Here is a 22,272-nt window from a genome sequence, read left to right on the forward strand (position 1 = left end):
GCTCCTCTTTTTTGTGACCAAAATTGTAATGAAGTCATGGGAAATGTTTTTCCTATGGCTTTTTTTCATTTCTAAGGAGGATTCGATGACGATGATGGCATGTAGTGTGCAGCAAGTGAGTAAAATGTTAGGTGGAAATATTATTTTTGAACAACTATCTTTTGAAATTCAAGAAAAAGAACGGGTTGGTTTAGTCGGCAGAAATGGCAGTGGAAAAACGACACTATTAAAATTGCTAGCAGGAGAAGAATTACCAGATAGTGGTCAGATTCATTGGAGAAAACAAACGCAAATCGGGTATGTGAAGCAAATTCCTGATTTTGAACCAGAGTTGCTGACGGCAGAAATTTTAAAAAGTGCATTTGAAGCATTATTATTTATTGAAGAAAAGATGTTAGAAATTGCACAACAAATGAGTGCAACAGCAAATGAGCAAATATTGTCAGCATTAATGGAACAATATGGTCGGCTACAAGAAGAATTTTTGCAAAAAGATGGCTATGATATGGATGTTGCTGTGGATAGAGTCGTTGGTGGTTTACAGTTGCAGGAGCTGTTATCAAAATCGTTCGCAGCACTTAGTGGCGGAGAGAAAACAAAGGTCGGGCTAGCCTATATGCTGTTAAAAAAGCCGAATTTTTTGTTGTTAGATGAACCGACGAATCATTTGGATTTGGGGGCAGTAGAGTGGCTAAGTGCTTTTTTAAAAAACTATGATGGTACAGTCATTATCGTCTCCCACGACCGTTATTTTTTGGACGAGATGGTGACGACCATATTGGATTTGGAAGAGGGATCGATCCAGCAGTTTAATACAAACTACTCGAACTATATGTTAGAAAAAGAAGCGCAATTACTACAGGAGTTTCATGATTACAAAGAGCAGCAGAAGAAAATTAAAAAGATGCGCGAGGCGATAAAAAGGTTAAAAGAATGGGCAAATCGTGCCAATCCTCCTAGTGAAGGGTTGCACAAGCGTGCTCGAAACATGGAGAGAGCATTGGAGAGAATGGAAAAACTGGATCGACCGACGTTGCAGCGTAAAAAAATGAATTTAGCGATAGAAGCAGCGGATCGTAGCGGTAAAGACGTAGTTGTAGTACAAGGAGCAGCAAAAAGTTTTGCGACTAGGCGGCTATTTACGCAAGTGAATATGCATGTGACGTATCAACAGCGAGTAGCGATTGTCGGAGATAATGGGACAGGGAAATCAACATTGATTAAATTACTGTTACAGCAAGTGCTACCAGATGCAGGGGAAGTTAGGTTAGGGAGTAATGTGAAAGTTGGATATTTGTCGCAACATGTCTTCACAGACGAAGTTAATAATACGATTATAGATGTATTTCGAAAAGAAGTAGTTGTAACAGAAGGAGAAGCAAGGCACATATTAGCTACATTTTTATTTTATGGTCCTGCTGTTTTTAAAAAAGTTTCGCAACTTAGTGGCGGTGAAAAAATGCGATTACGCCTTGCACAGCTCATGCATCAAGATACGAATCTACTTGTTTTGGATGAGCCAACAAATCATCTTGATATTGACTCACTGGAAGTATTAGAACAGACATTAGACAACTACAGTGGCACGATACTAGCAGTATCGCATGATCGTTATTTTTTGAATAAGCTGTTCGAGAAAATTTATTGGATAAAAGATAGTAAGGTGTACGGTTTTGATGGAAATTATAGTTGGGCAAGAACGCAAATGGAGAGATTGGAACAGTCGAAGCAAGATTAGTAACAGAAAAAAAAGCAACTGAAGTTGCGAAAATAAGTTAATATCTTATAACACTATAATCAGACGGCGTTAGGTTGGATTTAGGTTGATTTGCAGATTGACAAACGGTGTGAGAGGAACTATTCTAATGGTGTAACTATTATAAAAACCAATAAAGAGTAGTAGTTTAATATATATCTCTTAGCTGCAAGCAGCAGTAGGTGATCGTCTTATGGACGGTTGCGTAATGCTCGCTGTTTGCATAGCTGAGGGAGATTTTTTTGTTTTCAAGCAAAGTAGCAAAGCATAGCGAGAGAAAATCAATTTTGTGAAGTATCAAAATATCTAATGTTATTCATATCTGCTGCTAATCAAAGGAGGTTAGTTAATTCTATGGAATCGGAGCCTACGGAAGCAGGATTACACCCACGACATGACACATCGTATCGCTTTTTGTTATCTAGTAAGAAACTATTTGTGGAGTTGCTCCGTTCATTTGTAAAGCGTGGTTGGATCGAGGATATAGCTGAGGAAAATGTAGAAGAAATTCCACATACTTTTGTGCTACAAGATTTTAAACGGCAAGAAGCTGATCTTGTTTACCGTGTAAAGTTGCATGGGCAAGAAGTTATTTTCTATCTGTTATTAGAGCTGCAGTCTACTGTAGATTACCGAATGCCATATCGTTTGTTGTTATACCAAGTGGAAATATGGCGATACTTATTACAAAATGATGCTAGCTTATTACATAACAAAAAATCGTTTCATCTGCCACCGATCGTACCAATTGTGTTGTATAATGGAGAGAAGGAATGGCAAGCGAAGCGTCAGTTTCGTGAGCTATTAGCAGGCGAGAAAATGTTTGAATCAGAGCTATTGAACTTCGAATATTTATTTATCGACGTTGTCCGTTACACGGAAGAAGAACTATTGCAATTATCGAACACAATAGGAGCGTTTTTCTTACTGGATCAAACGGAAGAAGTGCCGCAATTACTTGTACGCTTGAGGAAATTAGGGCAGATCATAAAACGACTACCACCCGAAAATCAAGACAAATTAATGACTTGGATGGATAATATATTGAAAAACAAACTACCAAAGCAAGAGGTAAATTTGCATACAATTATGAAAACAGCAAAGGAGGAGGAAGAGATGCTACGCTTTGAAAAAGCACTCGACAATTTAGAACGCCAAGGTATTGAAAAAGGAATGCTGAAAGGGCAACGTGCAGAAAGAGAAGAAATAGCAAAGCGGATGCTCGCTTTGGGTATGGAGATAGATGTAATTGTAGCGTCAACAGGATTTTCGAATGTAGAATTAGAACAGCTTCGACAATAGAAATACGAAATAGTTATATAACAAAGGAAGAAAATTGGATTAGTTATATCTCTCTTAGCTGCAAGCAGCAGTAGGTGATCGTCTTATGGACGGTTGCGTAATGCTCGCTGTTTGCATAGCTAAGGGAGATTTTTTTGTTTTCAAGTAAAGTAGCAAAGCATAGCGAGAGAAAATCAATTTTGTGAAGTATCGAAATTTCTGATGTTATTCATATCTACTGCTAATCAAAGGAGGTTAGTTAATTCTATGGAATCGGAGCCTACGGAAGCAGGATTACATCCACGACATGACACATCGTATCGTTTTTTGTTATCCAGTAAGAAATTGTTTGTGGAATTACTCCGTTCCTTTGTGAAGCGTGGTTGGACCGAGGATATAGCTGAGGAAAATGTAGAGGAAATTCCACATACTTTTGTTTTGCAAGATTTTAAACGACAAGAAGCTGATCTTGTTTACCGTGTAAAGTTGCATGGGCAAGAAGTTATTTTCTATCTGTTATTAGAGCTGCAGTCTACTGTAGATTACCGAATGCCTTATCGTTTGTTGTTATACCAAGTGGAAATATGGCGATACTTATTACAAAATGATGCTAGCTTATTACATAACAAAAAGTCGTTCCATCTGCCGCCAATCGTACCAATTGTGTTGTATAATGGAGAGAAGGAATGGCAAGCGAAGCGTCAGTTTCGTGAGCTATTAGCAGGCGAGAAAATGTTCGAATCAGAGCTATTGAACTTCGAATATTTATTTATCGACGTTGTCCGTTACACGGAAGAAGAACTATTGCAATTATCGAACACAATAGGAGCGTTTTTCTTACTCGATCAAACGGAAGAAGTGCCGCAATTACTTGTACGCTTGAGGAAATTGGGGCAGATCATAAAACAACTACCACCCGAAAACCAAGAGAAATTAATGACCTGGATGGATAATATATTAAGAAACAAACTCCCAAAGCAAGAGGTAAATTTGCATACAATTATGAAAACAGCAAAGGAGGAGGAAGAGATGCTACGCTTTGAAAAAGCACTCGACAATTTAGAACGCCAAGGTATTGAAAAAGGAATGCAAGAAGGGTTACTGAAGGGTAAGTACGAAGGTGTGCAAGAAGGAATGCTCAAAGGTAAGTTGGAAGGGCAGCGTGCAGAAAGAGAAGAAATAGCAAAGCGGATGCTCGCTTTGGGTATGGAGATAGATGTAATTGTAGCGACAACAGGGTTTTCTATTACTGAAATGAAGCATCTACAAAAATAAGAGTAGGATGTAATCGTGTAAACGCGGAAATTGAATATAGTCCATATTTATAGCAGGAATATAAAGTTATTCGAAACGTACTGGAGAAAACAGTATATAATCGAGTAACTTTTTCTATTTATTAATTGGTGTTGTATGAAGTAATTTACAATGAAAGAAAAGAAGGATAGACTAAAATGATATGTCAGCAATTGGTGAATAGTAGGAGGAAATATAGTTTATGATGAACGTATTAATAGTGGAAGATGATATCGCTATTCAACAGTTATTTCAGGTAGCATTACAGCAGTTGGACTTAGCCACAACTATTTATACATCGGTAAGCTCTGCTGTTGCTTATCAATTGGCGATGGAAAACAGAATTGATATATTTATATTGGATATACAGTTAGCAGATTATAAAGGAACTGATCTAGCAAAACAGTTAAGAGCAATAGAGAAATATGCATATACGCCGATGATATTTGCTACTGCACTAGCTGGCGAAGAGTTATTAGCTTATCGGGAACTGAAATGTTATTACTATTTAATTAAACCATTCACGAAACAAGAAGTAGTCGATGTATTGCAAGATGTTATTGCTTATAGGCGACATTTGAGTACACCAAGTAAACAGATTCGATTGGAGCAAAAAGGATTTATAGTAGAACTAAACGTGGATCAAATCCTGTATATGGAATCATTCGGTAAAAAGGTGGAAATACATCTAGTGACTGCGGAGGAACAAGAGCAAGTAGAAATCGTTTCTGGTTATTCGTTAAAAGAGCTCAAGGAGCTTGTTGCAGGTAGTTCGTTTGTCCAATGTCATCGTAGTTATCTCATCAATCTAAAATATAGTTATAAAATTGATAAAGTGAAAAGCGCGATACAATTAACATTGTTTCAGCGAGATGTACCAATTGGTAAAAAATATATGGAGAATGTGATCGGATGATAACGTATATTTCATTGTTTTTGCAAACCGGATTGGATGCTATAGCACTCTTTATCATTACTCGATCACTCGTTTTTAAGCAAACGAAGTGGATGAGACAAAGTTTGGTATGGTCATTTGTTATGTTTTTATTCATGGTTCTTTTTCAAGTCGATGTTGATGTAAGTGGTAAGGGAATCTACTTGGAGGAAGCAAATCTTGAATATTATCAACTACTTCCTGTTCACTCGTGGTTGTTTTTTATTATGGTGTTTACAGTAGCTTTAATTTTGAATAGTGCGTTATTTCAAACAGGTACGATGGAGACGATTTATGCAACAGTACTTTCCTTTTTACTTTGGATTAGTTTGCGTTTAGTTAGTGTATTAATCGTTTACTTATTTATAGAGAATGCGTTAATTGAACGAATTGTTACTTTATTATTTGTGTTGTTGATACTTTTATTGCCTAGAAAGAAACTTGTGCTAGGTATGCAGAGTAGAAGCGTGATGATGAAGCTTGTATTGTTTAGTACTTTCATTTTAGTTGTAGCTATGCTTATGATGGCTGATTTTAGTCAAGCTGTTATAGTGCATTATGGATGGCTTGTCTTGCTGACTATTTTATTAGTCGTTGGTTTAAATGTATGGATGTTGTATGAACAGCGAAAAAAAATAGTGGAAGAGCAGCGAATAACAATTATTGAGCAATATATGCCTGTAATCGATGATCTTGTTGCAGAAATGAGAATGAAGCAGCATGAATTTGATAATCGTTTATTGGCTATTATTAGTATTGTGGAAACAGAGCATGATGTAGCAGTTATTCGAGAAAGAATGCAACATTACGTCGCACATATTACGCCGAAATATGCAATCGAGCAAGTACTACAAGTTTCTCATAAAGTAATGGCAGGGTTTCTCTATTCTAAAATGAAGTTGGCGGAATGGAAGAACATTAAGTTAACGATGGATATACAGACGGATTTCCAAAATTTTTGTTCTAATGAATATGATTGGATAACTGCTTTAGGCATTTTAGTGGATAACGCGATGGAAGCGACATTGCCAGGGGAAGAAATTAAAGTAAGCTTAAAAAATGAGCAACAGTGGTTAGAAATAAGTGTAACCAATACCCATAGTTATATGACAAATGATCAATTTATGGAGCTGTTTGTCCCAGGTTATTCTAGTAAAAATAGCCAAGCGAAATCGAGAGGGTACGGTTTATTTGCATTAAAGCAATTGGTCGACCAGTATAATGGTAAAGTGTTAACGAAAAATGAAACGAATACGAAACCTAATTGTATTACGATTGGAGTTTGGTTACCGTAATGTTAGGAAGAAAAATAGGGAACGAATGGTGGGTGTAAGGGAATGAATAACATTCGATTCCGCTACACCCTATTTTCGTTTCTAGTATATTGTATTCCAAAATATCTAGCGGTAAAGTAAATATCAAGAAAGGAGATGTATGATGAAAAAACTATTGCACCTAGAATGGAAAAAATTGAGTAAGCCAATTATCATCTCACATATTTTATCGATTATATTAATGGTTGTGTTGACCTGCACGTTATACAAAAATTATTCGCTAGAGTATGATTTGGAAGCATGGCAAATAGTAAGTGAATATTTTATGTTGATCCTGCCATTAATCGTTGTGTTGCCGAGTTGTTGGTTGCTTTACTATGAACGGAAAGATCGCTTTATACTACTTACGGTGTCGCGGATACCTAAGCGAAAATACATATTTGCCAAATGGTTTATAGTTGCTGGGCATAGTTTTTCGATTATGTTTTTAACGATGATTATCGGAGTGATTGTCGCATTATATATAAAACCGCCAATCATCTCTAATTTGAGTTTAATAGACCCGGTAACGGGAGAGTTAATATCGAGAATTAAGGCATATCATTTTTTCGGTAAAATGTTTGCGGAACAGCCATTACTATATGGTTTTATGATGAGTGTTTGGCGTGGTTTATTAGGAATAGTGTTGGCTACTATGGGGTTTGTATTATCGTTGTTTAGTCGTAATATCTTCATTATTTTGTCAGGACCATTTCTGTATTTCTTGTTAGAAAATTATATATTTGAAGTGTTGGAATTACAACCATTTAAATTTGCAAATTCATTTGAACCGGCATGGGATATTAATGACCAATATCCGATTACATTGCTCGTTGCTCCAATAATAGCTGTTTTGTATACGGTAGTTGTTTATTTCTATTTTGTGAAAATAAAAAAACAAGCGATTTATGAGATGTAGGTGTAAGTGATGATGGAGATTATGAAAGTACAATTAAAACCATTTTTCTCTCGGCAAATTTGGTTATTAATTATTATTTGTTTACTAGTTGGTATTGGTGAGGGGCAAATCTCTGAGTTGTCAGAGGAATTATTCGTATTAGAAATGATGACAGGTCATCATTACATCATGTATTTTATGATTCCCATTTTCTTTTTATTTCTCTATCGAACAATAAAACAACAATCGAACATTGTATTGATCCGTCAGTCTCATTTTTGGAGAAATTTCTTGGCACAGGTTAGTGCTATGTTCATACAAAGTTTTATTTTTGTAATGGTGCAATTGTTGTTATTTGCTGTAGTAGCGATTAGTTTGCGTCCGGTTAATTTAGTAGAGCAATTGTCGCTTACAGAACATGAAGTAATTATTTTGTTAAATGACTATTTTGCTACTCCGATGGTTGCGATTATAGTGGTAACGCTGTTTATGATCATTGGCTTTTTTTCGGTATCTATTGCTATGTTAGTTGTCCATCATTTTTTTACGGAGCGAACGATGCTTATAGTGTTGATTAGTTTATTTATCGTTATGTTGCTTGGTTATAAAGTTCCGGCACTACAACCATTTGTTGAAATTCCACTACTGTTCATTAATAATCATATTGTTTTTCATCATAATTTATGGTACACAGGAAAACTATTAGTTACTGCAAGTAGTACGCTCATCCTTTATGTTGCTATTTTTGTTGTTATTAAATATTATTGGCAAAGCAAATGGCTACGCCAATGAAAACTTTAGGTTGGTGCAGCGCATGGTATTTTATTGGAAAAAATTATGTAGTTACAAAAATATAGCACTATGTTTCGTAATTATTTTACTCGTAACTTGCTGGAAAGCGCAGCAGTTAGCGATAATCGATGACGTTAGTTTTCTCGATTATTGGCAACGGACGTTTTATGGACATGGCAGTGGGCGATTTCGTCTATTTGAAATTATAGAACTGATTACTATTCATAGTGCTCCATTGTATGTCATTGCTGTTTTTTTGGAAAATAGACGAGGCGATCAAGATGCTGTAGTAATCATCCGCTTGAGTTCTAAAAAAGTATGGTTATATTCGACTGTTAGCATTGGTATAGTGTGGATAATATTGTATGTGATTAGTTTTTTTGTAGTTGGTAGTTTAGTAGGTGTAGTGTATGGATTTTCTTTATTAAAATTTCAACTAATGGCAGAACTATTATTATTAATGTCGTTAGATATTGTAGTTCAGTTTTTAATATTATTTTTAGTTTATACAATAAAGCGGAATGTTACGATTGCATTTTTTACCGTAGTAGCAACTCACCTTATAGCCATTTGGATTATTTATTTTCCGACAGGTATTTCCAGTGTTGCTAGAAGTGCGGAAGTAGGCGGTCTTCCGTTTGGATTGAGAGTTGCTATCTTAATTGGCTCGCTAATTACAATCTGGCTAATGATTAGAAAAATAAATTTGGGTAAAGCTTTACTTCGCTGAACAAAGGAGGAGAACAAGTGATGTATAAGGATATAGTTGTAAAAAATGTTTCACAGTCTTTTTCTAGACAAACGGTATTATCAAATGTGAATCTTGAAGTAGAAAAAGGAGAAACCGTCGGTATCGTGGGTGCTAATGGCAGCGGGAAATCAGTATTGTTTAAAATAATATGTGGTTTTATTGCTCCAAAGCAAGGAGAAGTGTATATTCGAAACCAAAAGTTGGGCAAAGATATTGATTTTCCAGCACAAGTAGGTGTTTTTATTGATACGCCTGGTTTTATTGATTTGTATACTGGTTTGCAAAACCTTCAGTTTTTAGCTGCCATTAACAAAAAAATCGATGATCAGCAAATTAAAAAAACGATGGAGCAAGTAGGCTTAAATGCTAATTTGAAAACAAAAGTAAAAGATTATTCGCTAGGGATGAAGCAAAAGTTGGGCATTGCACAAGCGATTATGGAGCATCAAAATATTATTATTTTAGATGAACCATTTAATGCACTTGATTACAGAACATATCAAGATATGAAAGCGATCGTAAAGCAACTGAAAGAGAAAGCATATACGATCTTATTAACAAGTCATAATTATGAAGATATAGAAGAACTATGCGATCGCACTTACTTTATTGACGAAGGTAAGTTAACGCTACTAACAGAAGAAATAAAGGAAAGGTATTTTCAACGGTGAATAATGACTCGAAATAGTGAGTTATGATACAATGCGATCATGCCTACTCGTATGGATAAGAGTGCACAATAGTGCTTATTGGCAAGATCGGGAGGTTTAGAAGATGGATATTGGCAGTATATTAGAAGGTGTGAAGGAAGCGAATCTATTTATCCAGTTAGGGACTGTTTTTTTAATTGCGCTCATTCCTTTTTTAGAGGGATATGTAGCAGCTCCTGCTGGTATTATTATTGGATTTCCAGCAACGATGACCATTGTTGTGGCATCACTTGGCAACTGGTTATCGGTACTGTTTGTTGTCGTACTATATGATAAGTTGCGCCAGCGTCGGAATCGGAAACAGACGGTTGATCGTCCAAATAAGCGAATGGAACGTGCTCGTAAGTTGTTTGGAAAATACGGTGTGCCCGGTGTTACAATCATAGGTCCACTTTTGTTCGGTCATCATATTGGTGTATTTATTGCACTGATGTCGGGAGCTTCCAAGCGGTATGTTACGTTATGGATGACGATAGGTGTATTGCTGTGGACAATTGCCGCAGGAGTGCTCGCTGTTGTAGGAATTGATCTATTTAGCTATGTAAGGTGAGGGTTTGGTCATATATTGTTGTTAAAAAGATAAAGCGCGAAGGAAATAAACCTCCTTTGCGCATTTTTTTTCATTAGATTATGAAGTGTAGATTGAACGAAAGTACAAAATATCCACAGGTCTAGTCCAAATTGTGCAAATACAAAATAATTGAAAGCGCATACAATAAGGATCGGTATAAAATCTGTTGCCATGAGTTTTCGTAAAGTCTAAATGACCTTGTATTGCAACTTAAGGGGGAGAATGCACATATGACAAATAATAAAGTGGAAAAAATGTTAGCAAAGTTATTGATAGTGGCTGTGATGTTGACTTGTATGCCTATGAGTATTTCTGCGGAAGAAATGACTCCAAATCCTGTAGTTAATTTTGAGATGGATCTGCTGACGGAAAACGAGATTACAAATACAACAGACAATACTAAGTTTACAGTAGTAGATAATGAACCAACACTTGTCGCAGGGAAAGATGATCAAGGACATGCACTCAAATTTAATGCAAGTACTTATATTAATTTAGGAACTATATTTCAACCGAAAAATGCTTATACGATGATGGCATGGATTAAACAAGATGGAGGGGGGAAAGGGACGCAGGCAATTGTAAGTCGCGGTAATAGCGGCAATGCAATGAATCAGTTAGCAATGCTTGTAAAGGATGAACGTATTTATCATAATATATCTGTATCTAACGGTAGTGTAAACAATGAATATTATGAAGCGTTGGGAACTGCTTCTGTTAAAAAAGAGGAATGGAATCACATTGCGGTTACTCGTGAAGGAAGTAATCTGATTTATTATGTAAATGGAAAGGAAGTTCTGAAAAAAACGGATATCTCTAGTGCCGATTTTGTAGAAACAGATATGCCAATGTATATAGGAAAAGATGTCAACAATCAAGGATCACTTTGGAGTGAACATGATTTTACAGGTGTAATGGATGACTTGAAATTGTATGATGTAGCCTTAACAAAAAAACAGGTTATTGAAGCGGGTCAGATTAATGTGGTGAGTCCTATTATAACTACCATTAATGATGGTGAGTTAGTTGTTTCATTGGAAGGAAAACCTAATAGCGAACCGTTACAGAAGGAATTTCAATTGTCTTTTCAAATTGGCAATAAAATAATTAATCCTACTATTCAAACATACACATATGAAAGCGCAAATCAAACAGTTAAATTTATATTTGATCCGATTGTCAATTACAGTTCGATGGAAAAAACGGTTATTGTAATTGTCAAGTATAGTGGGGATGAGGTAAGGGGGAGTTTTCTATTGCCTGCGGGAAGTTCACCAGTCGTATCTGATGCGACTATTGAAAACAAATCTCTAAAACTAGGTGTAGAGCCGCATGTAAAAGGTGTTTTGAAAGCAAAATATACGTTTAATGATGCTGACAAAGATGCAGAAGGAGAGACTAAATATCAGTGGTATATTTCGGATGCCATCGATGGAGAATTTTCGAAGCTGTCAGGAATTAACACGCAAACGATTATTTTGTTAGACAAATATGTAGGGAAATATTTGAAGTATGAAGTGAATGCTGTTGATATTCACGGCAATAAAGCAAAAAATTCAGTGATGAGCACAGTGGCTGGACCAGTGTTGGCAACGGATGGAAATCCACTTGCGGACTGGTTTCTTGAGGCACAATATGGCGTTTCACATCATATTCTTTCTGAGTTTGTAAATCTGGATTTTGTTTCGACAGTGCCAAATGAAAAGTGGGATGCTAGTAAAGAAACGTGGAATGAATTTATTGGAAAATTTGATGCGGACAGTTATGCTGAACAAATCAGTCAAACGGGTGCAAAGTATATCATTATAACTTTGGGACAAAATGCTGCGGAATACAGCGCTCCGAATGAAGTTTATGATCAATATTTGCGTGAAGCAGGCTTATTAAAAGAGGGCGAAGCAAATCCCAAAACTGTTTCTATGGAAAACGATCTACCTATGAAAATTGCGGACGCTGTGGCGCCATATGGTATTAAGGTTATGCTATATTTACCGTCTAATCCTCCACATAGTGCTCATTGGAATCCGGGAGATTATCGTGTAACTGTCGATGCGCTTAAGGGAATCCGTGGATCTAATGGTCCAGTTGGTCAAGAAGCGAAGAAAATACATGTTGAAATGGTAAAATGGTGGTCAGAGCATTATGGGGATAAAATTGCTGGATGGTGGTTTGACGGAATGTATCCAGGTGGCATATTAGAAAGCCAAAATAATATGTCAGAGGAATATAACATTTCCACTTTAGCTAACGCTGCCAAAGCGGGCAATCCTTACAATATTATCACGTTTAATCAGGGAACAGATCCGTCGATTGCATTTGGAAAAAACACGGAATACCATGATTATACTGCCGGAGAGATCAATGATTTTAATATATTTCCACATGATGGTCGCTGGGCGAAAAACACGACAGACGTTCAAAATTTCTTGTTTGGACCAATTGGAAAGGGTGGCTGGGGATGGGGTGCAGCTGGTACATCAAAAACAATAGATTATGTTGAAAATCAAACAAGAACCGCAATAGAAAAATCATATGTTATAGGATTTGATACAAAGGTAAATCGTTTTGGTGTGATTGATCCTGCACAATTGGCGCAGTTGAAAGAACTAAAATATAGGATAGAACTTCCGAAAATGAAAAATCTAGCACTAAACAAACCTGCTAAAGCATCCACCACTTACGAAGAATTGTCAGGATATGAAGCTGCTAAAGCCTTTGATGGCAATTCGTCAACTAGATGGGCAGCTGCTTTATCTTCGGCGAACTATCCACAAGGCGTTAAGGAATGGTTGGAAGTAGATCTGGAAAAATCTACTCTACTTACTCATGCGATAGTAGAATTTAATGTATGGCAAGGAATTGCAAACTCGCCAGATAGTATTACTTTTCAGGTGAAAGAAAACGAAACAGACGAATGGTCTACTGTTTTATCAAAAGCTAAAACTCCTGGGATTGGATCTTCGGAGAATGCGGTTCAAAGATTTGAATTTGAAACCCCAATGAAAGGAAAATATTTCAGGTTACTGTTTGAGGATGGATACTTGAATAATAATAATGGAATTTCTCTTTTGGAGGTACAGGTATACGGGTTAGTCACTAACAAGGTGATGATTGCATCAGGTATTACAAATGGAACGTTGATAGCGAATCCAGTAGATGAAGTTGTAAGTGGACAAGATGTTACTTTTACAGTAACGCCTGATGAAAATTACCAAATAGATAGATTAACGTTAAATAATATCGATGTAACTTCTCAGCTAGTAGATGGTAAGTATACGTTGGCAAATGTACAGACTGATGTTATAGCAATGGCTAGCTTTAAGGAAATAGAAGGAGATAAAGGAGAGTTGCTACTACTTTATCATGCACAGAAGGATAAGACGAAAGGAAATTATACAGATGCAAGTTGGTTGGATTTTGCAACAGCATTAGCAGACGCTGGATCAGTACTGGATGATCAAAATGTATTGCAAGCTGCAATCGATGAAGTGTATGCAGCATTGCAAAGAGCAATCAACGGATTAGTTACAAAACAGGTAGCACCTCCGTATGTAAAAGATACAAAATTGCCAGTTAACTCAAGTAATGGACAATTGATCTTGCCAGTTGGCAGAGCGGGAGTCGTAAGTTTTGGTGACGATATTGAGATAAGTGTTCCAACCAACGATGCCAGCGAGCAGTTAGAGCTGACGATTGAGAAGTTGCTAAATACGCAGCATATTATAGAAAATAAAGAAATATTGGCAAGTGATGTGTATACGTTACTGCACAAATTTCCTAAGGATTTCAATAAGAGAATGACATTGTCGCTTAAATTTGATACTTCAAAAGTAAACAGCGGTCAATCAGAAGCTATTTTCTACTATGACGATACTAAAAAAGCTTTGGTAAAAGTGGAAGAGAGTGAAATTAAAGGGAATCGTATCAGTACTGATATTAGTAATGATTTCACGGTGTTCGCTGTGCTAGTAGTGGACGAGAAGACGGGGATACTGGTCGAAGAACAGTCAGATCCAGAAACCCCAATAAACGTTGTGAAGTTGAATGATATTGAAGGTCATTGGGCGGAAGTTAGCATGAAGGAAGCTGCCCAGCTTGGTATCGTAAAAGGTTACGCAGACGGCTCATTTAAGCCGAATGCAATCGTAACGCGTGCAGAATTTGTGGTGATGTTGCATAACGTATTGAAGCCAACAAGTAAGGGTGCAGCGATAAACTTCGCCGATAATGCGAAGATCGGAGCATGGGCATACGAGGCAATCGCACAAGCAGTGCAAGCAAACATCATTAAAGGGTATGCAGATGGCACTTTGCGTCCGAATGTGGGAGTGACTCGTACGGAGATGGCACATATTGTTGCTAATGCGCTTAAGCTGACTGCTAATTCGAATGAGGCAACTAGTTTTGCTGATGATAAACTCATCCCGAATTGGGCGAAAGGTTCAGTTAGAGGAATGAGTGAACTTGGTATTATGCAAGGTAAGAATGGTAATAAATTTGATCCGAATGCGTTAGCGACAAGAGCAGAAGCTGTTATCGTTCTACTCAAGCTGCTGGCACAAGAGAAAAATATCTAACAGATGAGAGGTTGTTCCAATAAGGGTCACTAAGATCTGCCAAGGAACGACCTCTTTTGTTACATTTATAATTACTGCATGAGGAGATAGCGACTAAAGTTTTATCTGATAATTATTAAGAACTACAAATTTATATTTCACTATGTCAATACTACTAGGTCTAGTAAAAAAGTCCACAGACTTAGTCGAAATTGTGCAAATACAAAGATTATGAATGCGCATACAATTAACGTGTGCATAAATGAAAGCGCTACATTCTTGTTAAATCAGTACGTATCTCAAGCACTAGTTTATGATCGACATTATGGTGAAAGGAAGGGGAAGAATTTTTTTGAAAATAGAGTTGTGAGGAATAAAGAGTTCTAAATCACCTACATATTTAAAATGAGGAGGAATTGAACGTGAAAAATATAAAGAAGTTTGTTTCAGTATTACTAGTAGTGATAATGATATTTACGATGCCAATTAGTGTAATGGCAGAGGAATCATTGAATGATACTTTTAGCAACCAAGAAACTGAGGTAACTAGTCCTACACCGATTATTGACTTAGATATGGAAATGCTGACGGATGAGAAGGTTACAAATAAAGCAGATAATCAATTGTTTGCAGTAGCGGGTGCTAGTACGACTATAGAAAGTGGATCGGAACATTTCGGACAAGCGCTGAGATTAGATGGTACTACGAACTATATTAATTTGGGCAAAGAATATCAAGTGAAAGATGAGGTTACCGTTGCGGCATGGATAAACATAGATGGTAATGCTAATGCGCTTTCTAAGATAATTTCTAGGGCTAGAACGGGTGTTGCAGCAGATAGTGAAATATCACTATACGTTAGAAAAGCAAAAGGATTATTGGAAAGCCAAATTGCTACTTGGTTACCGGCGGATGAAACAAATACCATTACTCCTGAAACGTGGACGCATGTAGCGGTTACTGCTAATAAAGATTTTCAAATTATCTATATAGATGGAATAGAGGTGGCGCGGACAGCTACAGAAAGTTTTGATAAAGCTTGGAATGCTACAGATTTATTAATCGGAGCCGGTTGGAATCAAACAGCAACAGCGCCATTTGCTAATCACATGTTCAAAGGTCTCCTTGATGAAGTGAAAGTGTATGATGTTGCTTTATCAGATAAAGAAATTATTAAGCTTGCTGGTAAACAACAAAGCAGTGACGCTTCCTTACGAGAAATATTGCTGGCTGGAGAGCCAATAGGTGATTTTAATGCAGGTACAACGTCGTATGATATCAAATTAGCTGAAGGAACTACGACAGTACCGACAGTAACAGCAACTCCTACATTTAGTGAAGCTACAGTAAATTTAGTACAGGCAACAGAAATTCCGGGAATAGCGTCAATAGGAGTTATAGCAGAAGACGGGACGAAGCAGAGCTATCAAATTAACTTCTCTATGAAGCAAGTGATAGATCCAGGAGACCCGATTATACATTTTAAGATGGATGAAGTAACTGCAACAGGAGAAATCACGAATGAAGTAGACCAAAAAAATTATAAAATTAATGGTACCTATACTTTAGAAAATGGCATATACGGAAACTCACTTAAGTTTGATGGTAGTAAGACTCATGTAAATTTAGGGAAACCGGATTTTAATAAAAATCTTACGTTAGCTGCATGGGTAAATATCGATCCTGGTGGAGGGAACTCACTTAATAAAATATTCGGCAGAGATAAAACTACGGTCGCTAATCATGCATTTTATTTTACGATCAGAAACACAGGTAGTGTAGAATTTTCACTTCGTCAGAATGACACAATTAGTGGTACATGGATGGGAAGTGAGCCTAAAGCATTTCCATTCGATGTATGGAATCATGTAGCAGTTACTAGAGATGGAGCTAGTTTAAAAATGTATTTAAATGGAAAATTAATTAAGGAAGGTCAAACCCCTGATGTTGATTTATCTGTAAACGAAATGGATTTACTATTAGGAGCTGGATGGAACGCTGACGGTACAGATATATTCCCAGGTCATTCCTTTAAAGGTAGAATGGATGAAGTTAAAGTATTTAATCATGCACTTAGTGAAGATCAGATTAATAAAATTGCAGAAGATGCGGCAGGGAGAATTCCACCTGAAGTTATTAAGGTTACACCGAGTGCAGCTTCGCTACTAGATGAGAATACAAGTAAATTAGTGGTCGAGTACAATATGGCGTTAGAAGCGGGAGAGAATTTTTCGGATATATCACTAGTTGGAACTTCATCGGGAAAAGTAGGCATTACCCCGGTTATAGCAGCATCAGAGAGCTCTACTATCCTAACGAATCTATTAATTACGTTAAATAATAAGCTGAGCGCTGGAGAAGATTATATGTTAACCATCCCTCAAAATGCCGTTAAAAATACGGATCTAGTTGGAAATCTCGAAACAATATATACTTATTCGATAAAGCAAAGCGCTGTAGGGAATGCAGAAAATAGCAGTTTAGATTATTGGGTACTTAATCCTGTCACTATTCCTTCCAAAGTGGAAGCAGATGAGGAAAGTGTAGTGTTGAGTAATGGATTAGTAAAACGGGAGTTTTCATTACAAGACAATTTTATGACTATAAACTATTCCAATACATTCACAGAGATTAGTTTGCTCGATGAACAGCATTTGCAAGCGGATGCACTAGTAGTTTTAGATGGTGAGCAGTTTAATATTGGTGGTAAGGGGGATTCAGCAAACACATTTAAATATGATAGCCACAAGGTGGAAAATAGTACAGAAAAACTGTTTAACTGGACATATGACCCGAAAATATCAGATCCCAGTATGAAGGATTTACCATGGCCAGCTAAGGGTAAGGCGCTTATCGTTACTTACAAAGCTGGAGATGATTTTGCTAATAAATACAAGGGAATATCGATTCAAGTTAGATATGAAATCTATGATGGTATACCTGTCATTAGTAAAAAAATAGCTGTGACTAATAATGGCGAAGCAGATGTTGTAATTCAGAAAATTATTGTAGAAGCTTTACCAATATCAAAGCAAAAACAAGAGATGCTTTATGTTGAATCAGAATTTAATAGTGGAAACAGCAATCATTCCAGAAATAATGGTAGACATAATACGACCAAGTATGCGGATTTAAATGACACGTCCGTGTTGATGACTAGTCAATATGGTACAGATGAGTATGCTACATTTAATCCAAACTATAGGCTAACAAATAATACTACGTTTAATGGTTATCGAGTTTATGAGTTGTTCCACAGTGTTGATTATTATGAGTGGAAGATGATGGAAGTCAAAAAAATGTACAGAACGTTATTTCCACAAATAGGTGATAATCCAACTATTTTTCACTTAGTATCCAATAACGCAGCTGTCATAAAGACGGAAATTGATAAGGCGTCAGAAGTCGGCTTTGATATGATCATTTCATCTTTTGGATCAGGAGTAAATATTGAAAACGTAAGTAAGGGCAATATTGACTATTACAAAGATATTTATGACTATGCCAAAGAAAAAGAGATGATGATGGGTTCTTATGTGATGATGGTAGCTCGAGGAGACCAACCTGCCGGCGAAGGATATAGTGGAGTTTGGGGAAATATGAGATGTATGACATCCCAGACAGCCGAGAAATGGTATGCTGATGTATTAAAATTTATTGATGAAACAGGGTTAAAATCGATTGAAATAGATGGGATATATCCTAACTCGGCATGTTTTGGTGCTAATGAGGAAGAGAAGTATAGTTCCATCGTGAAGCAATGGGAAAAAGCGACTAAAAAGTTTAATCAGGATTTAAGAGAGAGGAATGTATATATTAATGCTCCTGACTGGAATTATTTAACTGGTGCTAATAAAGGAGTAATGGGATATGAGGAAATTGCTTTTAGCCAGCCGAGATTAGAGCAATTAATCTATGGTCGTATGATTGCGTATCATGGAACCTATGCGAAAACACCTTCAATGGGTTGGACATTAGTACCATTCTCACAATATCATGGTGGTGGTGACGCTGCTACATTTATGCCATTTGATAAAAAGATTAAAGATTACGACTATATTGTTGCACTCAACTTTATGAGTGGTATTGCCGGATCGTTTAGAGGACCATCATTGTATGATAGTGACATGTCCAAAAATGTGATGAGCTATTGGGGTAACTACTTCAATACCTATAAAGAAATATTAAATGGTGATGTTGTGCATATCGCACCGCCTAGATTTAAAGCGGGAAGTAATAATCAATTGACTGATGATATAGACGGTATTATTCATACAAGTGCCCAGTCAAAGCAAAAAGGGATGGTTGTCCTCTATAATCAAACGGGAGAAAAGGTAACGAAAAAAGTTACCGTTCCACTGTATTATACGGGCTTGACTGATCAGAAAATGCCACCGGCACCGATGAAGGATTCTCATTATGAGCAAATGCCGAAATATGGTGCTTGGCCACCTGTTGATTATTATTACCCTATAGCTCCTGAGATTAGTGAGGTTGCAGGAGTAGCTACAGATAGGAAAGCAGTCGTAAGTCAGGGTGATATCAATGGTAAGGAATATGCAATAGACTCTAATGGCAACATAGAAATCGATGTAGTGATGGAGCCGAATAGTTACGCATGGTATACCGTGTATGATCCAAAACAAGTACCGGAGCAAATGACAGTTGAGATTAAAGCGCCAGAACATGTGCGGGTAGCTTCACGAACGGAGCAACAAATTACAATTTCATGGGATGCCGTTAGTGTTAATGGTAATCAGGTGAAAGACTATAATGTGTATAGAAACGGCATTTATACAGATAAAGTATTTGAAACTAAATATGTTGACACAAATGTAACGGAAGGTAGCGAATATTCGTACGAGATTGTACCTGTGCACCATACGGTTTATGGGCAAAAGAGTGTACCGTTATTTGTATCAACAGAAAAAGATAATATTTCTCCTACAATTGAATCGGTTAAAGCAATCTCAGACTATACGTTACATGTTGTGTTCAGTGAAAAAGTTTCAAACACCTCTGCAGAAACGTTAGCAAATTATGCAGTAGAAGGTAACAGTGTTACAGCTGTTCAGCTTGGAGCGGATGGAATAACAGTCACATTAACTGTAGCAAATAAGATTATTCCATTTATGGAGCACGAAATTGTCGTAAATAATATAAAAGATATTTCGGTGAATGCCAATACTATTGCTACTAATAGCAAGGCGAAATTTACGCATGGATATTTGAGACATTTTGGCTTTGATGAGAAACAAGGTAAAATAGCAACCGACCAAATTCATCAACTGCCACAAACAAATGGCACAATATCGGGAGATTTTCCATCAAGGATGGCAGGTGTCAAAGATAATGCATTACTTTTTGATGGCAATCAAACATATGTAGATATTGCGAGTGTCGTTGATAAAATGGATGTATTCTCTATTGATGGTTGGTTTAAGCCGGATAACATTACAGAAGAGCAAACGATTATTGGTCAACAGCAAGATTTTCATCCGACGTATGGCTGGACGTATCGCTGGAATTTATATCTCGATGAAGATGGCAAATTGAAGTATCTTATTAGTGATGATTCTGGCAAGATAACATTGGAATTGGATAGTGACAGTCACAAAGTTGGTTTAAATGAATGGAATCATTTTGCATTAGTTCGAGAAGGAGATCAATTTAAGCTTTTCTTAAATGGACGGATGGTCGATGAAGCAAGTGAAGTAGGTATAGTTCAACCGAAAAACCATAATGCTATGTTTATAGGTGCTTATAAGAATGGGGCAGGTGGTGAACCGACGAGACTATTCAAAGGTATTATGGATGAAATTATATTTTATAATGTTCCGATATCTAATGATTTTGTAGTTGAAAGGTTCAACAGCTACTCAGAAACAGGGCAAACAAAACTAGATGCTATAAGAATAGATAAACTGCCTACAAAAGTTAAGTACAACATTGGTGAAAAATTGGATGTAGCGGGATTGATGGTGAAAGCTATTTATTCAGATAATAGTGAGAGCATAATCGAAAATTATACAGTTACAGGTTTCGATAGTACTACTGTTGGTACTAAGAAAATCACTATAAGGTATCGGGACAAAGAGGCTACTTTTGATGTGAGCGTGAAGGAAAAAGATAATGTATTAACTCCACCGCCTTATATTCCATCCATGCCTGAAAAACCATCAGAGTCAGAAATACCAAAGGGTGAGCTAGTTAATCCAGATATAACTACAGATGAAGATGGAAATGTATTGGTGGATGTAACGGAAGAAATAATGGATTCTGCTATAGAAACAGCTAGAGCTGGATCAGACGGTAGTAAACAAGTAGTTTTGACTATCGAAACAGAAGAAAATCAAAACCAACTTAATATCTCTATACCTCTACAAATCATGCAAGCAAGCGAGGAAAATATTGCTCTAGTTATACAATCAAGTTTGGGTAGTGTTACTCTAACTAACGAAACGATTCATAATCTGAAAGCAGATGAGGACGGTAACATTAATATTATTCTAAGGAAGAGTAAGACTGTCTTGCAGGAAGATGCCAAAACTATTATCGGTGATAGACCTGTCATAGATGTAGGTGTGCTTACGGGTACTACTACTTCACAAGCAGATATGAAATTAGCATTTAATTATGACGCAACAACGACTGAAAAAGAAGATTATGAGCATATTATCGTCTATAAAGTAAATGCAGATGGTACATTGCACATCGTTCCTAACGGAAAGTATGATCCAGCTACTGGTAAAGTGAGTGTCACTGGTGCAGCGAATGCTACTTATGCTATTGGTTTTGTAAAGAAACAGTTTTCAGATACAGCATCAGTTAGTTGGGCTGAAAAATCTATCTCCATATTAGCATCAAGAGGAATAATAAACGGAACGACAGAGACAACATTCTCACCAGAAGATAATATTACGAGAGCGGATTTCTTAAAACTTCTAGTAGATACGCTTGGATTGCAGGGTGACAGCAATGGGAACTTTGCAGATATTAGTAAGGGAGCTCATTATTACGAGCAGATAGCGATAGCTAAATCATTAGGGCTTGCTCAAGGTGTCGGAGAGAATAAATTTAAGCCAAATACCGAAATAAGTAGACAAGAAATGATGGTTCTTGTGTCTAGAGCATTGAAAGCAGCTAATAAGGAAGTCGAGCAAGGAATTGCACAAGATTTGGCATCTTTTGCTGACGGTGCAGCTGTAGCGGCATACGCAATAGATAGTGTATCCGCTTTGGTCAAGGAAGGTATCATAATTGGTACAGGAAAAAACATTGATCCGAAAGGTTACACAACAAGAGCACAAACAGCAGTAGTATTGTATAAATTGTTTCAACGATAAATCGATGTAAAGCTAACAAGGGCTCTAATGTTCCGTATGGAATAATGGAGCTCTTGTTTTTTTTATTTTCG

Annotated in this window: 11 protein-coding genes and 1 pseudogene; all 12 read left to right on the plus strand. The window is 36.8% G+C overall.

Annotated elements, in window-relative coordinates:
- Positions 1-124: 124 nt before the first annotated feature.
- Positions 125-1,708 (plus strand): annotated as a pseudogene (gene abc-f / locus ACFSTH_RS01150) (ribosomal protection-like ABC-F family protein); the annotation flags it as partial.
- 402 nt (positions 1,709-2,110) lie between these two features.
- Complete coding sequence (locus ACFSTH_RS01155) at positions 2,111-3,058, plus strand: Rpn family recombination-promoting nuclease/putative transposase (RefSeq protein ID WP_377769254.1); 948 nt, start codon at positions 2,111-2,113, stop codon at positions 3,056-3,058.
- A gap of 246 nt (positions 3,059-3,304) precedes the next feature.
- Positions 3,305-4,312: an Rpn family recombination-promoting nuclease/putative transposase gene (locus ACFSTH_RS01160; protein WP_377769253.1), complete on the plus strand. Its 1,008-nt coding sequence runs from the start codon at positions 3,305-3,307 to the stop codon at positions 4,310-4,312.
- Between the two features lie 220 nt (positions 4,313-4,532).
- Positions 4,533-5,246, plus strand: a complete 714-nt coding sequence (locus ACFSTH_RS01165; RefSeq protein WP_377769252.1) for a LytR/AlgR family response regulator transcription factor — start codon at positions 4,533-4,535, stop codon at positions 5,244-5,246.
- Positions 5,243-6,559: a sensor histidine kinase gene (locus ACFSTH_RS01170; RefSeq protein WP_377769251.1), complete on the plus strand. Its 1,317-nt coding sequence runs from the start codon at positions 5,243-5,245 to the stop codon at positions 6,557-6,559. Before ACFSTH_RS01165 ends, ACFSTH_RS01170 begins: the two co-directional genes overlap by 4 nt.
- A 139-nt stretch (positions 6,560-6,698) precedes the next feature.
- Positions 6,699-7,496, plus strand: coding sequence for a hypothetical protein (locus tag ACFSTH_RS01175; RefSeq protein WP_377769250.1), 798 nt, complete (start codon positions 6,699-6,701; stop codon positions 7,494-7,496).
- Positions 7,497-7,505: 9 nt separating this feature from the next.
- Entirely contained in the window at positions 7,506-8,267 is a 762-nt protein-coding gene (locus ACFSTH_RS01180; RefSeq protein WP_377769249.1) for a hypothetical protein, read from the plus strand.
- A gap of 22 nt (positions 8,268-8,289) precedes the next feature.
- Complete coding sequence (locus ACFSTH_RS01185) at positions 8,290-8,997, plus strand: hypothetical protein (RefSeq protein WP_377769248.1); 708 nt, start codon at positions 8,290-8,292, stop codon at positions 8,995-8,997.
- 20 nt (positions 8,998-9,017) lie between these two features.
- On the plus strand, positions 9,018-9,689 hold the full coding sequence (locus tag ACFSTH_RS01190; RefSeq protein WP_377769333.1) for an ABC transporter ATP-binding protein: 672 nt from the start codon (positions 9,018-9,020) through the stop codon (positions 9,687-9,689).
- Positions 9,690-9,792: 103 nt separating this feature from the next.
- The gene (locus tag ACFSTH_RS01195) at positions 9,793-10,278 is read left to right on the plus strand and encodes a small multi-drug export protein (RefSeq protein WP_377769247.1); all 486 of its coding nucleotides are present in this window, start codon (positions 9,793-9,795) and stop codon (positions 10,276-10,278) included.
- Between the two features lie 251 nt (positions 10,279-10,529).
- On the plus strand, positions 10,530-14,876 hold the full coding sequence (locus ACFSTH_RS01200; protein ID WP_377769246.1) for an S-layer homology domain-containing protein: 4,347 nt from the start codon (positions 10,530-10,532) through the stop codon (positions 14,874-14,876).
- Between the two features lie 401 nt (positions 14,877-15,277).
- Entirely contained in the window at positions 15,278-22,201 is a 6,924-nt protein-coding gene (locus ACFSTH_RS01205) for a LamG-like jellyroll fold domain-containing protein (RefSeq protein ID WP_377769245.1), read from the plus strand.
- The last annotated feature ends 71 nt before the right edge of the window (positions 22,202-22,272 follow it).

Origin of the sequence: Paenibacillus yanchengensis, assembly GCF_042684845.1 — a bacterium.
GTDB classification, from domain to species: domain Bacteria; phylum Bacillota; class Bacilli; order Paenibacillales; family Paenibacillaceae; genus Pristimantibacillus; species Pristimantibacillus yanchengensis.

What these genes read in the sequence shown, in the direction of transcription:
- ACFSTH_RS01155 (WP_377769254.1), top strand. Translation starts at nt 2,111, where the DNA reads ATGGAATCGGAGCCTACGGAAGCAGGATTACACCCACGACATGACACA.
- ACFSTH_RS01160 (WP_377769253.1), top strand. Translation starts at nt 3,305, where the DNA reads ATGGAATCGGAGCCTACGGAAGCAGGATTACATCCACGACATGACACA.
- ACFSTH_RS01165 (WP_377769252.1), top strand. Translation starts at nt 4,533, where the DNA reads ATGATGAACGTATTAATAGTGGAAGATGATATCGCTATTCAACAGTTA.
- ACFSTH_RS01170 (WP_377769251.1), top strand. Translation starts at nt 5,243, where the DNA reads ATGATAACGTATATTTCATTGTTTTTGCAAACCGGATTGGATGCTATA.
- ACFSTH_RS01175 (WP_377769250.1), top strand. Translation starts at nt 6,699, where the DNA reads ATGATGAAAAAACTATTGCACCTAGAATGGAAAAAATTGAGTAAGCCA.
- ACFSTH_RS01180 (WP_377769249.1), top strand. Translation starts at nt 7,506, where the DNA reads ATGATGGAGATTATGAAAGTACAATTAAAACCATTTTTCTCTCGGCAA.
- ACFSTH_RS01185 (WP_377769248.1), top strand. Translation starts at nt 8,290, where the DNA reads ATGGTATTTTATTGGAAAAAATTATGTAGTTACAAAAATATAGCACTA.
- ACFSTH_RS01190 (WP_377769333.1), top strand. Translation starts at nt 9,018, where the DNA reads ATGTATAAGGATATAGTTGTAAAAAATGTTTCACAGTCTTTTTCTAGA.
- ACFSTH_RS01195 (WP_377769247.1), top strand. Translation starts at nt 9,793, where the DNA reads ATGGATATTGGCAGTATATTAGAAGGTGTGAAGGAAGCGAATCTATTT.
- ACFSTH_RS01200 (WP_377769246.1), top strand. Translation starts at nt 10,530, where the DNA reads ATGACAAATAATAAAGTGGAAAAAATGTTAGCAAAGTTATTGATAGTG.